The organism is Antarctobacter sp. (assembly GCF_034670325.1).
In the GTDB taxonomy this organism is placed as follows: domain Bacteria; phylum Pseudomonadota; class Alphaproteobacteria; order Rhodobacterales; family Rhodobacteraceae; genus Antarctobacter.
The window spans coordinates 19,801-34,817 of record NZ_JAXMNR010000012.1 but is presented as its reverse complement, the minus strand read 5'-3'; the positions used below and the strand labels follow the sequence as shown (position 1 = coordinate 34,817).

16 protein-coding genes are annotated in these 15,017 nt (G+C 59.8%); 15 read left to right on the top strand and 1 reads right to left on the bottom strand.

What is annotated here, in order from left to right:
* Nucleotides 1–21 precede the first annotated feature (21 nt).
* From VOI21_RS22300 to selD, 15 genes are all read left to right on the top strand, one after another.
* Nucleotides 22–906, top strand: a complete 885-nt coding sequence (locus VOI21_RS22300) for a hypothetical protein (protein ID WP_323772173.1) — start codon at nt 22–24, stop codon at nt 904–906.
* Entirely contained in the window at nt 903–1,364 is a 462-nt protein-coding gene (locus VOI21_RS22295) for a hypothetical protein (protein WP_323772172.1), read from the top strand. The genes VOI21_RS22300 and VOI21_RS22295 overlap by 4 nt, the downstream gene beginning before the upstream one ends.
* Nucleotides 1,364–1,831 (top strand): cupin domain-containing protein, encoded by a 468-nt coding sequence (locus VOI21_RS22290; protein ID WP_323772171.1) that lies wholly within the window; start codon nt 1,364–1,366, stop codon nt 1,829–1,831. Before VOI21_RS22295 ends, VOI21_RS22290 begins: the two co-directional genes overlap by 1 nt.
* Nucleotides 1,828–2,262, top strand: a complete 435-nt coding sequence (locus VOI21_RS22285; protein ID WP_323772170.1) for a hypothetical protein — start codon at nt 1,828–1,830, stop codon at nt 2,260–2,262. The genes VOI21_RS22290 and VOI21_RS22285 overlap by 4 nt, the downstream gene beginning before the upstream one ends.
* A gap of 2 nt (nt 2,263–2,264) precedes the next feature.
* Nucleotides 2,265–4,466: a 3-hydroxyacyl-CoA dehydrogenase NAD-binding domain-containing protein gene (locus VOI21_RS22280; protein WP_323772169.1), complete on the top strand. Its 2,202-nt coding sequence runs from the start codon at nt 2,265–2,267 to the stop codon at nt 4,464–4,466.
* A 475-nt stretch (nt 4,467–4,941) separates the two neighbouring features.
* Complete coding sequence (locus VOI21_RS22275; protein ID WP_323772168.1) at nt 4,942–5,226, top strand: STAS domain-containing protein; 285 nt, start codon at nt 4,942–4,944, stop codon at nt 5,224–5,226.
* The gene (locus VOI21_RS22270; RefSeq protein WP_323772167.1) at nt 5,223–5,597 is read left to right on the top strand and encodes a response regulator; all 375 of its coding nucleotides are present in this window, start codon (nt 5,223–5,225) and stop codon (nt 5,595–5,597) included. The genes VOI21_RS22275 and VOI21_RS22270 overlap by 4 nt, the downstream gene beginning before the upstream one ends.
* Nucleotide 5,598: 1 nt before the next feature.
* Nucleotides 5,599–7,770 carry a chemotaxis protein CheA gene (locus VOI21_RS22265; RefSeq protein ID WP_323772166.1) on the top strand — a complete coding sequence of 724 codons (2,172 nt, stop codon included), beginning with the start codon at nt 5,599–5,601 and terminating at the stop codon, nt 7,768–7,770.
* Nucleotides 7,763–8,230: a chemotaxis protein CheW gene (locus VOI21_RS22260; RefSeq protein ID WP_323772165.1), complete on the top strand. Its 468-nt coding sequence runs from the start codon at nt 7,763–7,765 to the stop codon at nt 8,228–8,230. The genes VOI21_RS22265 and VOI21_RS22260 overlap by 8 nt, the downstream gene beginning before the upstream one ends.
* Nucleotides 8,227–9,108 carry a protein-glutamate O-methyltransferase gene (locus VOI21_RS22255; protein ID WP_323772164.1) on the top strand — a complete coding sequence of 294 codons (882 nt, stop codon included), beginning with the start codon at nt 8,227–8,229 and terminating at the stop codon, nt 9,106–9,108. The genes VOI21_RS22260 and VOI21_RS22255 overlap by 4 nt, the downstream gene beginning before the upstream one ends.
* 9 nt (nt 9,109–9,117) lie before the next feature.
* Nucleotides 9,118–9,504, top strand: a complete 387-nt coding sequence (locus VOI21_RS22250) for a response regulator (protein ID WP_323772163.1) — start codon at nt 9,118–9,120, stop codon at nt 9,502–9,504.
* On the top strand, nt 9,501–9,860 hold the full coding sequence (locus VOI21_RS22245; RefSeq protein WP_323772162.1) for a chemotaxis protein: 360 nt from the start codon (nt 9,501–9,503) through the stop codon (nt 9,858–9,860). The genes VOI21_RS22250 and VOI21_RS22245 overlap by 4 nt, the downstream gene beginning before the upstream one ends.
* Before the next feature lie 56 nt (nt 9,861–9,916).
* Nucleotides 9,917–11,161, top strand: a complete 1,245-nt coding sequence (locus tag VOI21_RS22240; protein ID WP_323772161.1) for a CheB methylesterase domain-containing protein — start codon at nt 9,917–9,919, stop codon at nt 11,159–11,161.
* A complete protein-coding gene (locus VOI21_RS22235; RefSeq protein ID WP_323772160.1) occupies nt 11,158–11,691 on the top strand; it encodes a chemotaxis protein CheD in 534 nt (177 codons plus the stop codon). Before VOI21_RS22240 ends, VOI21_RS22235 begins: the two co-directional genes overlap by 4 nt.
* Nucleotides 11,692–11,757: 66 nt before the next feature.
* A complete protein-coding gene (selD, locus tag VOI21_RS22230; RefSeq protein WP_323772159.1) occupies nt 11,758–13,884 on the top strand; it encodes a selenide, water dikinase SelD in 2,127 nt (708 codons plus the stop codon).
* Here the strand turns inward: selD and mnmH are convergent.
* A complete protein-coding gene (gene mnmH, locus VOI21_RS22225; RefSeq protein ID WP_323772158.1) occupies nt 13,866–14,924 on the bottom strand; it encodes a tRNA 2-selenouridine(34) synthase MnmH in 1,059 nt (352 codons plus the stop codon). The two genes, selD and mnmH, sit on opposite strands and share 19 nt — an antisense overlap.
* Nucleotides 14,925–15,017 lie beyond the last annotated feature (93 nt).

Genomic DNA, 15,017 nt, shown 5'->3' with positions numbered 1-15,017 from the left:
TCGCCAGAAACCGCGAAAAAAGTGGCATCCAGCCTTCTGGATGCCACTGGACGCGCGCTTATGGCTGGCGATTTCGATGCCTTCGCAAACTGTTTCAAACTGCCACAGTCCATCGTGACGATCGACGGTGTCCGCCTTCTAAACAATAAGGCGGATCTGGAACGCGCATTTGTCCGGGTGCGCGCGCATTACGCGGACATTGGTCTGGCGAAACTGGACCGATGGATCGAGTTGGCGCTCTTTGACGGGCCGGATGTGATACGATCCTGCCATATGACGCATGTTCGGTCGGAGGATGGCACGCTTCTGAAAGACCCCGTGGTGACGCTGTCACAACTGGTGTGCGAGAACGATCAGTGGCTGATTTCCGGAATGCTGTATTCCGTGCCGTCGGACAGCGACCATGGTCAGGCACTGCTGAGCGGCGGGACGCCGCCAAAAACCGATCAGGTGCAAAAATATGCCGCCGAAGCCGTTTTCCAGAGCTATCTGGACCGTGTTACTCGTGCCTATCTGGATGGCCATTTCGCCACCTTGAGCGAAGCTGTTCAACTGCCGCTTTTTGTTCAGACGAGCAAGGGAACGATGGTCGTGATGAGAACAGACGGCCTTGAGGAAGACTTTAACCGGACCGTCACGCAATTGCGCGTTCATGGCGTGAGCGACATCGTCCGGCGCGTCCATATCGCCGAGATGGTTGGCGACCGCAGAATCCACGGAGCGTATCGCACCCATATTCTGAGCGGCGCTCGTTTGGTTATCCCGGCCTACAAGAGCGCTATGACCATCGAACAAGGCGCGGACCTGAACTGGCGCATGACCTCTGTCATTCACCCAATGGGCCATTTGACAATGCAGGCGCAAATTGACGCGCAGGCCGCCCCCGGACATGGCGGCCTCACATGACCGAAGACATGGCGAAAGAGTATTGTCAGACCAATCTGGACACGGTGACGCGGCAGTTCATCGACGGTGACCTGTCGCGGATCGACAACGCGCTTGCGATTCCGTCAAAGGTCCGGACGATGGGAACCGCACTTCGGGTCGAACGGCTCGAGGCTCTTGAGGTCATGCTGGAGGAACAGCGCAGCACCCCTTTGGACCTTGGCACAACCGAATATCGCCGCATCTGCATCGATGCGAAATTCATCAATCCGGTGGGAACGCAGATCAGTGGCCGTCACAAGACACGTGTCATGCGCGGCGGAACCTATCTTGTCGATCCATATTTCTGTGAACACGCTCTGGTGAAAGAAGGGCCACACTGGCGGGCAAGCCACATTCGTTGCGGCATGAAGGCCCGTGAATCCACGACAATCGCGCCAAGAGCGTTCGAACATCTTCTGGAAAGGCAGGCGACCTGATGCCGAAGATTGATCTGGACAAGATACCCCTGCGCACCGGGTCCTCCTACCCTGCCCCGCATGATGAGGCCATGATCGGGCGTCGTCAGCAGCGCCTGGGCGACGCCGCCGGGCTGACCCAATTCGGTGCAAACCTCGTGAGGTTGGCCCCCGGCGCGATGTCCTCACTTCGGCACTGGCATGAACGTCAGGATGAATTTCTGGTGGTGACCGAAGGGGCGCTTACACTGGTCGACGACACCGGCGAGACGCCGCTTGCCCCCGGTGATTGCTGCGCGTTTCCGGCGGGCGACCCGAACGGTCATCATATCCTGAACAGGTCGGATACGGAGGCTGCTTTTGTTGTGGTTGGCACACGGACGGACCGAGAGACCGGCTGGTATTCGGACCTGGATCTGAAGGTCGAGGTTGAAGACGGCAAGATGCGCTTTGTGCGCCGCGATGGTGGGGAGTTGGAAAGGCCATGACATCTGCTTTCACACATGCCGCATTCGAAGAGTTTCTAAAAGATATCTCCGAGCCTTTCTTGACGCGCGACATCACCAAATGGCGCGCACGGATGCAGCTGCCTTTCAGCATGGTTACGGGTTCCGGGCCTGTCACCCTGTCCACCGATGACGACGTGCGGAAGAATTTTGAACTGTACCTTGAAGCCTGCGATGCCATGGCTCTGGATATTGTCCACCGGGAACGGATGGGCGTCGAACACTGCGAAGACGGGACCGTTCTGGCCTCTTACCGCACCAACCTGATGCGGCAGGGCAAACGGATCGCCGATCCCTATACATCAACGGCACTTCTGCATCCCACTGACGACGGATGGAAGATGTCGGCAATCCTCAACGCCCGCGGCCACCATGCGTGGACAGGGCGCCACCCGAAAAATACTGGAGAGTGAGCATGACTGATTTCACGATGAAAACGGACGCAGACGGCGTCGCGGTAATCACCTGGGATGTGCCCGGCAAGTCCATGAACGTGATGACGCTGGAGGCCTGGGACGAACTGGACGGGTTGATCGACGACGCCTTGGCAGATGATGCGGTCAAGGGGATCGTGATCACCTCTGGCAAGGACAGCTTTGCCGGCGGCATGGACCTGAAGGTCATCGCCAAGATGAAAGAAATGGCCGGAGACGACCCGGCCAAGGGTCTGTTTGACGGGATCATGAACGCCCACCGCATCATGCGCAAGATCGAGCGCGCGGGCATGGACCCCAAGACCAACAAGGGTGGCAAGCCGATCGCCACCGCCCTGCCCGGCACAGCACTTGGCATCGGTCTGGAGATCCCGTTGTCGACGCACCGGATCTTTGCCGCCGACAACCCCAAGGCCAAGATCGGCCTGCCCGAGATCATGGTCGGCATCTTTCCGGGCGCAGGTGGCACCACGCGCCTTGTGCGCAAGATGGGCGCGATGGCCGCTTCTCCGCTGCTGCTGGAGGGAAAGCTGAACGATCCGAAAAAGGCCAAGGCCGCCGGGGTGATCGACGAGGTGGTCGAGGACCCGCTGGCCGCCGCGAAAGAGTGGGTTTTGAACGCCAAGGATGCCGATATTCTAAAGCCGTGGGATGCCAAAGGCTATAAGATGCCCGGCGGTGCGCCCTATCACCCCGCCGGCTTCATGACCTTTGTCGGGGCGAGCGCGATGGTCAACGGCAAGACCAAGGGCGTCTACCCCGCCGCCAAGGCGCTGCTGTCGGCGGTCTATGAGGGGGCACTGGTGCCCTTTGACACCGCGCTGAAGATCGAGGCGCGCTGGTTCACCAACGTGTTGATGAACCCCTCATCGGCGAACATGATCCGGTCGCTGTTCATCAACAAGGAAGCGCTGGAAAAGGGTGCTGTGCGTCCGGCAGATGTGGCTGACCAGAAGGTCACCAAGGTTGGCGTACTGGGTGCGGGCATGATGGGCGCGGGCATCGCGCTGGTATCGGCGCAGGCGGGCATCGAGGTGGTGCTGCTGGACCGCGATCAGGCCGCCGCTGACAAGGGCAAGGCCTATAGCGCGGATTACGCCGCCAAAGGCGTGAGTCGGAAAAAGATCACGCAGGACAAGGCCGACGCGATGCTGGCGCGGATCACGGCGACCACGTCCTACGACGATCTGAAAGGCTGTGACCTGATCGTCGAGGCGGTGTTTGAGGACCCCAAGATCAAGGCTGAAGTGACCAAAGCCGTGGACGCCGTGACCGGCGACGACTGTATCTTTGCCACCAATACCTCGACCCTGCCGATTTCGGAACTGGCGAAGGCGTCCAAAAATGCTGAGCAGTATATCGGCATCCACTTCTTCTCGCCCGTCGAGAAGATGATGTTGGTCGAGATCATCAAGGGCAAGGAGACCGGCGACCGCGCCGTGGCCAAGGCGCTGGATTTCGTGCGCCAGATCCGCAAGACGCCCATCGTGGTCAATGACGCACGGTTCTTTTACGCCAACCGTTGCATCATACCCTACATCAACGAAGGCATCCGCATGGTGAAGGAAGGCGTAGCGCCCGCCCTGATCGAAAACGCTGCCAAAATGGCAGGGATGCCGCTGGGGCCGCTGCAACTGGTCGATGAAACCTCGATTGATCTGGGAGCCAAGATCGCCCTTGCGACCCGCGCGGCGATGGGCGATGCCTATCCCGACGGCGAGGTCGACGAGGTCATCTTCTGGATGGAAGGTGAGGGCCGGTTGGGTCGCAAGACCAAGGCGGGCTTTTACGACTACGACGAAAAGGGCAAGCGTCAGGGCCTGAGCCAGTTGGTGCAGGACAAGTACCCGCAGGCCGAGGACCAGCCCACTGTGACCGAGGTCCAGCATCGCCTGCTGTTCGTGCAATCGCTCGAGGCGGTCCGCGCGCTGGAGGAAGGCGTGTTGATGGACATCCGCGAAGGCGACGTCGGCGCGATCCTTGGCTGGGGCTTTGCGCCGTGGTCCGGTGGACCGCTCAGCTGGCTGGACATGATCGGCGCGCCCTATGCGGCGGAACGCTGTGATCAGCTGACCGAAGCCTATGGTCCGCGCTTTAGCTGCCCGCCCCTGCTGCGTGAGATGGCCGACAAAACCCAAAGCTTTTACGGTCGGTTCGGGCCGGACAGCGCAAAGGCAGCCTGATCTGCATTGGAATTGAGGCGTCGCGCACTGCGCGGTGTCAGTCGGCGGGGCTGGTCTGGACAGACTGGCCCCGCTTTGCATTGGGCTCATAGAGAGTGTCAGGAGGACACGGCCTTGGAGGAGTGACCTGTTCGATGCGCCAGGTGCCTCTTGTGTCGATCCATGTGCAGGGCCGCTGGCCTGACAGAAGCAGCGGCCGACCCCACGCTGGATGCCGATGCCTCGAATTTTCACTTTTCGAACGATGCAGCTAAAACTTGGCCGCGCACTATGATGGCGTGATTTTCCCTATTGGATTCAGATAGTTTCGAGACGCTGCGCCGAATTCGGGATCAGCTCGTCTGCAATGCCACGTGTCAGCGACCGCCCGACGAAGACATCGGAACCCTTTGTTAAGGTCGCATCCCTATCTCTTCGGGTCGTCAGATGTGTCATGCCAAGACGCGCACAGTGCCACGAAGGATGCAGTACCGCGATGTCAGACATCAGTTTCCACGCTCTCGGACCCGCGCGGGCCCGATCCGGTGAAGATCCGCTGGTCGCCTTTCTTTTGAATGCCCGACGAATGCCGGTCACGGTCTCGGCGCGCGATGTTGCGCGTCTGGATTCGCACAGGCTGCAATTGTTGCTCGTGGCGCAGAGGCAATGGGCCGAGGACGGCGTTGATTTCGACGTTGCCGATATGGCGCCCGGATTTCGTGAGGGACTGAAAAGGCTTGGTCTCTCTTCCGATCATTTCGACAAGGAACCGCTGCAATGACGACAAAAGTCCTGGCAATTGACGACTCGCGAACGATCCGCAACCTGTTGCGGGTCTCCCTCGAAGGTGCGGGGTTCGAATTTCACTCTGCCTGCGACGGCCAAGAGGGCGTGGACATCTTTCCAGATGTCGACCCAGACGTGGTGATCACCGACATCAACATGCCCAAGATGGACGGGTTTGGCGTGATCGATACGCTGCGCAGTGGTCCCAACCGCACCAATGTGCCGATCCTCGTTCTGACCACTGAAAGTTCCGATGACCTGAAGTCGCGGGCGCGCACCGCAGGCGCCACGGGTTGGATTGTAAAACCCTTCGACGACGCCTCGTTGGTGTCCGTCCTGAGGCGTCTGACGGGGCATGTGAGCTGAGATGTCGGGAAATTCGATCAGAGATACCTTCTTCGAGGAATGTGAAGAGCTCCTCGAAGCGCTCGTTGAGGGGCTGTCCCAGATGGAGGACGCCGCCGACGACATGGAGGTCGTGAACGCGGTCTTCCGCTCCGTGCATTCCATCAAGGGCGGTGCTGGTGCGTTCGCCCTCGACCGGCTGGTGGCTTTTGCTCACAGCTTTGAAACCGTGATGGACAAGGTGCGTGACCGCGCGCTGGCCGTCGACGAAAAACTGATGGGTCTGTTCCATCGCTCTGGGGACCACCTGTCCGACCTTGTCGCCGCGGCGCGTGACGACACGGAGCTTGACGATGAGATTGAGGCCGGTCTTGTCAATGAACTTGAAAGCTATCTGGACGGCGACACCGCGGCTGAGGATTTCAGTTTTGATGCGGTGACATTGGACTTCGATGGACCCCAAATCGACCTTTCCATCGAGGATAGCGCAGACAGTATCCGCGTTTTCGACATCCGCTTTGCCCCGTCGCGGGCGCTTTACGAAAACGGGCATGAACCGCTGCTGATCTTCGACGCGCTGGCCGAGTTGGGGGACCTTTCGGTCGAAGCGGATCTCAGCCGGTTGCCGGAATTCGACGCCTTCGATCCGGCGGATGCAATCCTGTCCTGGCAGCTGTCGCTGTCGACCAGCGAACCCGAAACCACTCTGCACGAAGTTTTCGAATTCGTAGAAGGGCTATGTACGCTGGAGATCACGGTAGATCAGGCGGCGGTTCCCCCGGCAATCGACATTCCAGAGCCGCTCGAACGTCCGGACGAGGCAACCTTGTCGACACTCGAAGAGACGGCGCTTCCTCAGGATCCAATCAACGAACCCGCCAGCACGGAACAGGTTACAAAAGAGCCCAACAAAAAAGCGGAAGCCGGTCCGGAAAAAGCTGCTCCTGCGGCGGCAAGTAAGGAATCTCGCGGACCCAAACCCACACTGCGGGTCGATCTGGACCGGGTCGACAGACTGATCAACACGGTCGGCGAGTTGATCATCAACCAAGCGATGATTTCCCAACGGATCGAAGAACTTGATCTGCCCACCGTCGCGCATCTGACAAATGAGCTGGAGGCTTACAAACTCCTGGCGCGCGACATCCAAGAAGGTGTCATGGCGATCCGCGCGCAGCCGGTCAAACCGCTTTTCCAGCGCATGTCCCGAATTGTGCGAGAGGCGTCGGACGCAACGGGTAAGAAAGCCAAGATGGTTACCGTCGGCGACTCCACCGAGGTGGACAAGACAGTCATCGAACGGCTGGCCGACCCGCTGACCCATATGGTGCGCAACGCGGTTGATCATGGGCTGGAGCTGCCCGCTGCCCGCACCGCGGCGGGCAAAGACCAGACGGGTACGATCCGGCTTTCAGCGGCACACCGATCCGGTAGCGTTTTTATCGAGATTTCGGACGACGGTGCCGGATTGAACCGCGAAGTCATCCTCGCCAAGGCGATGGAAAAGGGACTGGTTCCGCCGGATGTCGAATTGTCCGATCCTGAGATCGACAACTTACTGTTCCTGCCAGGTTTTTCCACCGCAGGTCAGGTTTCGGCCTTGTCTGGCCGAGGCGTGGGGATGGATGTGGTCAAGAATGCAGTGCACGCACTTGGCGGTCGGGTATCGATCACCTCGACCCCCGGAAAGGGCACGACATTTGCTATCGTATTGCCACTGACGCTGGCCGTGATGGATGGCTTTGTAATTTCCGTGGCCGACCAGACCATGGTCATTCCGATTTCTTCGATCCTTGAGACTATTCGACCCAACCCCCGCGACATCCATGTAGTCGGCACCGACAGCGAAGTGGTCAGCGTACGCGGGTCCTACGTGCCGATCATCGATGTGGCCGACAGTCTTGGGCTGGGCAAACCAGATGACAAGAACAGAAACGGTATTTTGCTTCTGGTCAGCACTGAGATGCAAGGTCTGACCGCACTGCGCGTTACTGCAATCCACGACCAGCGGCAGGTGGTGATCAAGAGCCTTGAAAGCAACTATGCAGCAATCGCCGGGGTCTCTGCGGCGACCATCCTGGGGGATGGCAAAATCGCACTGATCCTCGATCCCGAAGAACTGATCAAACTGGCCCATACTTCGGGGCACGATCCCTTTGCACAGCACAGCAGAATGGAGCTTCGTCATGGCTGAGACAGCAGAAGCACTTTCGGACACGCAGTTCGAATTCATCACCTTCTCGGCAGGCGGCCAGAGTTATTGCCTTGAGATAACGCAAATCCGCGAGATCAGGCGATGGACCCCGGTGACGGCCCTACCTCACACGCCTCAGGACGTGCTGGGGGTCATGAATCTCCGCGGTGCGGTGATCCCAATCTTTGACCTTTCCGCGCGCTTTGGTCTGGGCGCGACGCCCGCAAACGAACGCAACGTTGTGATCGTGGCTGCCGTCGATGGTGCAACCATCGGACTTTTGGTCGAGTCGGTATCCGAAATCCTGTCGGTCGAAAAAAGTGCAATCCAAGAGACCCCGGACATCAAGTCCGAGGCCACCCGAAACAGCATCCTCGGCATGATCTCGGTCGACGACTCCATGGTTCGGGTCGTTAATCTTGGAGCCGTGGTCGATAGCGAAAAAGGGCTGCCTGCATGAACAGCCCGGCGCCAAGCGCCTACACGCGCGACATTCCTTTCAGCGACGACGACTTTCGTTCGATTGCCGACCTTGCGCAGGAACGTTTTGGGCTCAGCCTTGCCGAAAGCAAGAAACCATTGGTTTACTCGCGGCTGGCTCGGCGGCTCAAGTCACGGCAAGTGCAGAGTTTTGCAGACTACCTAGCGTTGCTCAAACGTACCGAGGAAGAGGACGAAAGGCTGGAATTGATCTCGGCGCTGACCACAAACGTTACCAGTTTCTTTCGGGAAAACCATCATTTCGAAATTTTGCAGAAGAGTTTGGCCCATGGGCTCAGCGACAAGGTCCGCGCTGGCGGGCGCTTGCGTATCTGGTCTGCGGGCTGCTCGTCCGGTCAGGAGCCCTTTTCAATTGCCATGACTGTACTCACGGCAATACCGGAGGCACATGCCAAGGATGTTCGTATCCTTGCTACGGACATCGACCCCAAGATCGTTGCCAAGGCGCGGGCCGGGATCTATTCCGCCGAAGAAGCCGCGGGCGTCCCCTCTGCCCTGCGCAAGGAGTGGATGGCAACCAATGACCCGGGCGAAAAAACGTATGGTGTGGCCGAAACACTGAAATCTCTGGTGACGTTCAATGAGTTGAACCTGATGAACGACTGGCCATTCAAGGGACCGTTTGACGCCATATTCTGCCGAAACGTAGCGATTTATTTCGCCCCTGAAACCCAACGGCGTCTTTGGCAGCGCATGAGCGCCATGCTGACCCCCGGCGGACTGTTGTTTATCGGACACTCAGAGCGCGTCACAGGACCGGCCCTTGAAAATCTCGAAGGCGTCGGCATCACCAGTTACTGCAAATCGCGCACCAACGCGCAGCCCACGCTGCAATAGGAGAGCATTATGGGATTGAAGGACTCTCTGAGGATCATGGTCGTCGATGACATGGCAACAAGCCGCGGCCTGATCACCCAGGCCCTCGATGATATCGGGATCAAGAACTACGTCACCGAAAATGACGGTCGTGCCGCGTTTGGTCGGATGGCCGCAAGCCCGGTGCATCTGGTCCTGTCGGACTACAACATGCCCGGTCTGGACGGGCTTGGCTTGTTAAAGGCCGTACGCAGCCACCAAGCCCTCAAGAAGATGGGCTTTATCCTTGTCACGGGGCGCCCTACGCCAGAGATCGTTGCGGAGGCAAAACAGCTTGGTCTCAATAACATGATCAAGAAACCGTTTACATCGGCCTCAATGAAACAGTGCATCGAAAGCGTGGTTGGTCGCCTATGACGTCGGTGGCAGACAACACGTTACCCCTGAAAGTGGCCACCCGGCGGGCCTCGGCTGAACTTGAGGGACTGTATGTTCGGCTGGAGCGATTGGAGCATGGGCTAGACACCGTCATCGTCCACGCAACCCATGCGTTCGATACAAAGTCCATCGGAATGTTGCAGGAACTGGACATGCTACGGCAGTCGATTGGCGCTCTGGCGGACTACCTCGAACAGATCTCTGCCGAGACTGATGAAACGGGAATGGTGGATGTGGTGCAGGCACTGTCAGCCGTGCCGCTTCGCGACATGGCGACCAGACTAAGCGGAACAGTCAATTCCGCTGCCACCGGCGGGCACGCGGAACTGTTTTGATGCGCCAGCCGCCTAGCCCGGTTCAGGTGTGAACACACCGTCGCAGGAGGTAAAAAATGCCTAGGAAGACCGTTGTCATCGCAACACCGGATCGCGCGCAACAGGCCCGGCTCGAACGGTTGGTTGACCAAATGGTCGATTTCCAGGTGGTATCTACAACTGGCGACCTGATGAACACCTACAACGTTGTCGAAGAGCGCCTGCCGAGCGCCGTATTGATCGCCGACGTTTTGGCCAACCTGCCAGAATTCGAAGTCATGCGCGCCCTGTTTGCAACGCTCGACATTCGTTGGCTGGTGGTAACGATGCCCAATCGGTCAGCGCGGCTGCCTTCGGCCCCAGTGGGTTTTGATCAGCCCGGTTCGGATATTTTCTCGATACCGGCTGATGCGCCGGAAGAGTTATATGTCCAGCAGCTTTGCGCGTTGACCCGCACCGATCGCAAGCATTGCCACACCAAGAAACCGCTTTCATCAACGGTCTCTGCTGAAAAATCGGCCACTCCAAGAGGTATCGCTACAACGGGACACAGTCGTCCGATGGCGGCACCCTCGACAGGGGCGCAAGGCAGGAAGCACGCCGCAACCCCCCATGTGAGCGTAATCCGCGCTCCGGGTTCGGCAATAAAGGCTCCGCTAACGCGGCGCCCCGCTTCCCCGCTGGCTCCCACAAGGACGCCCCCAATCGCAAAAACCGCGAGCAGCGCCGGGCGCATGATTTTGATCGGGGCGAGTACAGGAGGCGTTGACGCCTTGCTTGGCGTATTGACGCAATTCCCCGAGGATTGTCCGCCGACAATGGTCGTGCAGCATACCGGGTTCGGCTTTGGTGAGAGCCTTGCAGGGCTTTTGAACCGACAATGCCTGCCCAACGTGCTGCTTGCCACCGGCCCCTTACCCATTCGGCGGGGCCAAATCCTGATAGGTGCGGGCACGCGCAGCCATCTGGTCATCGATGGCCGTGCCGGTACACGCGCGATTTGTGTCAAGGAAGCCCCCGTCGCCGGGCACATACCGTCGGTCGACATGCTCTTTGCCTCCGCAGTCCCGCTTGCAACGCGGGTATCGGCTGCGCTCCTGACCGGAATGGGAAGGGACGGTGCTGACGGGATGAAAGCCCTCTTTGAGGCCGGGGCGTTTACCATCGCCCAGAACGAGGCAAGCTGTGTTGTTTACGGAATGCCGCGCGCCGCTGTTCAAAACGGCAGTGTCCGCAGGATCCTACCCCTCGACCGTATTGCGGAGGCACTTCTCAGCGAACACGGTGAGACCAAGCGCGTATCCAGGGAGATACAACAATGAGAGGGTCGACCGAAAAGGTAGTCAATGTCATCCAGGGCGAATACCAGATTTCCGAAGACCCGGAGGTTGTTTTGACCACCGTTCTGGGGTCTTGCATCGCGGTCTGCATGTTTGACGTAACGCGCCGGATCGGAGGCCTCAATCACTTCCTCTTGCCCAATCGCGAGGGCGGCGACGGGGCAAACGTCCGCTATGGTGCCTATGCCATGGAACTGTTGATCAACGGCTTGCTGCGCCAAGGGGCAGAGCGCGCCCGGCTGCAGGCCAAAATTTTCGGCGGCGCCAGCATGATGGGCAACCTGCGCGACATCGGCGCGTCAAACGCGGCCTTTGCCCGGAAATTCCTGTCTGATGAAGGCATACCCTGTATCGCGGAAAGCGTGGCTGGTACCGCAGCGCGGCGGATCCGTTTTTGGCCGACGGACGGGCGGGTGCGTCAGCTGCTGGTCTCGGCCGAATCTGTTGCACTGCCGCCAGAAAAACCGACACCGATCCCACGCCCCGTTGCCGACGAGATCACACTTTTCTGACGCGCACTTCGGCGCTATGCCGGGGGCTGTCGCAGAAAGCGGCCCGGTGTGCCGAAGGAGGCAGAGATGCAGTCAACGCCCCATCCTTTGACCCGCGATCTGGTGCTGATCGGCGGCGGCCACACCCACGCGCTGGTCCTTCGATCCTGGGGAATGAACCCGCTGCCCGGTGCCCGCCTCACGTTGATCAGCCCAAACCCGACGGCGGCCTATTCCGGAATGCTGCCGGGGCATATCGCGGGACATTATCCGCGCGAGACGCTTGAAATTGACCTTGTAAAACTGGCGCATTTTGCCGGTGCCCGATTGGTCCTTGGGGCAGCAACAGAAATTGACCTGCACCACAGAGAAATCCGCGTGGCGGATCGTCCACCAATTGTATTCGATCTGGCTAGCATCGACGTGGGGATCACCACCGCCATGCCGGAGTTACCCGGTTTTGCCGAACATGCGGTTCCGGCAAAACCGTTGGAGGGGTTCGCTGTCGCCTGGCAGAGCTATCTATCTACAGAGGAACCCGCGTCTGTCGCCGTAATCGGCGGCGGCGTGGCGGGCGCCGAACTGATCCTTGCGATGAGCTATGCCTTGGCCAAGGCCGGGCGCCTTGCCCGTCTGTATCTGATCGAACGGGACAAGGCGTTGGCCGCTCTCCCGGCGCGTTCGGCCCGGCGGATGCGGCGCGCGTTGAGTGAGGCCGGGATTGAGGTCCACGAAGCCGCCGACGTCATAGAGGTCACCGCCAATGGCGTCCGGCTTGCGAACCGATTGATCGAGGCCGATTTCGTCTGTGGCGCCGCTGGTGCCCGTCCGCATGCCTGGCTTGCAGAGACCGGACTGGCCCATCGAGACGGCTTTGTTACCGTAGACGCGGGTTTGCAGAGTTCAGATCGACATGTCTTTGCCGTTGGCGATTGCGCCGATATGGCATTTGCGCCGCGCCCCAAGGCTGGGGTTTACGCGGTGCGACAGGCACCGATCCTTACGCGGAACCTGCGGGCTGCATTGCGCGAAACGGGGCAAATTCGCAGCTATCACCCCCAGAGCGACTATCTGAAACTGCTGTCTCTGGGCGGTAAATCGGCCCTTGGCGATCGATTTGGACTGTCATTCTCTGGACCTTGGGTCTGGCGTTGGAAAGATCGTATTGACCGTAAATTCATGTTGAAATTCCAAGACCTGCCTCAAATGGCCCCCACGCCGCTCCCCATTGTTCGGGCCGCAGGGGCAGAGGCGCTTGGCGACAAGGTGCTGTGTGGGGGATGTGGTGCCAAACTGGGTCAGGGCGCGTTGCAGCAGGCGCTTGAACCGGGGGGCTTGCCCGGAGATGACGCGGCGGTGATCGACATTGGCGGGGTCCATACAGTGATCAGCACGGACCACCTGCGCGAGATCGTTCCGGACCCCGCGATCATGACCCGTATCACCGCGCAACATGCCTTGGGCGACATATGGGCCATGGGCGCGCAACCGAAGGCGGTGCTGACCAACCTCATCCTGCCGCGTGTGTCCCCCGCGCTCGCGGCGCGGACACTACGCGAGATCATGACCGTTGCCCGCGAGGTGATGGGCGAAGCCGGGGCAGACATTATCGGCGGACACAGCTCGCAAGGGTCGGAACTGACGATAGGCTTTACCGTGACCGGCGTATGTGATCACAAGCCCATCGGGCTGGGTGGTGCGCGTGCGGGCGACAGGCTGATCCTGACAAAACCTTTGGGGTCAGGGATTATTATGGCCGCCGAAATGGGCGGTAAGGCGCGCGGCGAGGACGTGCGCGCCGCGCTTGGTCTGATGGTGCAATCACAGGCGCAAGCAGCCACAATCCTCAAAGAAGCTCATGCGATGACGGATGTTACCGGCTTTGGATTGCTGGGCCATCTACGCAATATATGTCTGAATTCATCGGTCGGCGCGGATGTGACCCTGGACGCGGTGCCGCTGATGTCCGGCGCGCTGGCCCTGTCCGCCAGCGGCGTCCGGTCGAGCCTTTACCCCGACAACCGCGCCCCCTTCCCCGATCTCCCAGACACGCCGCGGCATGATTTGTTGATAGACCCGCAAACATCCGGCGGCTTGTTGGCGGCGGTGCAGGGGGACGCGGGACAATTGGTCGCCGACTTGCGCGCTGCGGGATATAGTGCCTGCGATATCGGGCGGATCACGGCAGAGACAGGTCAGATCCGGATTTTCTGAAGGTGCCCGGCCAGCCGGTCGGCGAGTTTATCCAGTGCTTTAGGCGTCAGTGAGGACGTCTCTTCGCGGTGAAGGATGCGGGGCGCGTGCGCGCGCATCGAGGTGCGGTAGGCCGGATCGTAATGATCCTCGGCCAAGGACTGGCACAATGCCAGCCGCGCCCCGTCGGCGATCATCGTATCCCATCGGTCCACAATCCCATGACCCCGAAAAAAGCGGAGAGGTGCAAGCTTTTGGGTCAGACGTGGCCCATCGGCAAGAATATCCTCGTATGCCTCCGCCAAGTACCGCGCGCGCGCCTCAATCGGGGCGGCAATCTCGATCCACGGCGCGGATTTCATCGCATCCCAAAGCGCGGGCGGTAGGTTGATCTGACCAATCTTGCTGCTTTCCGCCTCAACCACTACCGGCAATGCCGGGTCAAGCGCGTGCAACGCCCGGACAAGATCGGATTCGAAACCCTTTTGCGCGGGCTGGCCTCCGGGCATCTCCCCCAGAAGCGATCCGCGGTGCCGCGCCAGACCTTCAAGATCCAGCACCTGAATCCCGCGCGCGCCCAATCGCGGCAAGAGCGCTGTCTTGGCCGTTCCAGTGTATCCACCCAGTTGAACAAGGCGGTGCGGCAACGCGTTATCATACAGCGCGCGTGTCACGAGGCGGCGATAAGTCTTGTAGCCCCCCTGCACCACTTCGGCGCGCCAACCGATCTCACGCAGCATCCAGGTGAAAGCCCCGGACCGCTGCCCGCCCCGCCAACAGTATACGAGTGGCCGCCAGCCGCCGGGATGGTGAGCCAGTGGCCCTGCCATATGAGCCGCCGCATTGCGAAACACCAGAGCCGCGCCGATTTTCCGCGCTTTGAAGGGGCTTTCCTGCTTGTAAATCGTCCCAACCCGCGCGCGCTCTTCGTTGTCTAGAACCGGAAGGTTGATGGCCCCGGGAACCCGGTCTTCTGCAAATTCCGCCGGACTACGGACGTCGATCACACAGTCGAAATCATGTGTGAAAAATGTGTTGAGGGTTTCCGCGACGAGAGCCATTCGAAGGATGTAGCCTGCCCCGATACGCTTTGAAAGAGGTGGTTTCACCGGATGAAAAAACAGTTGGAAAACCTGCTGGACACCGGGTCGGAC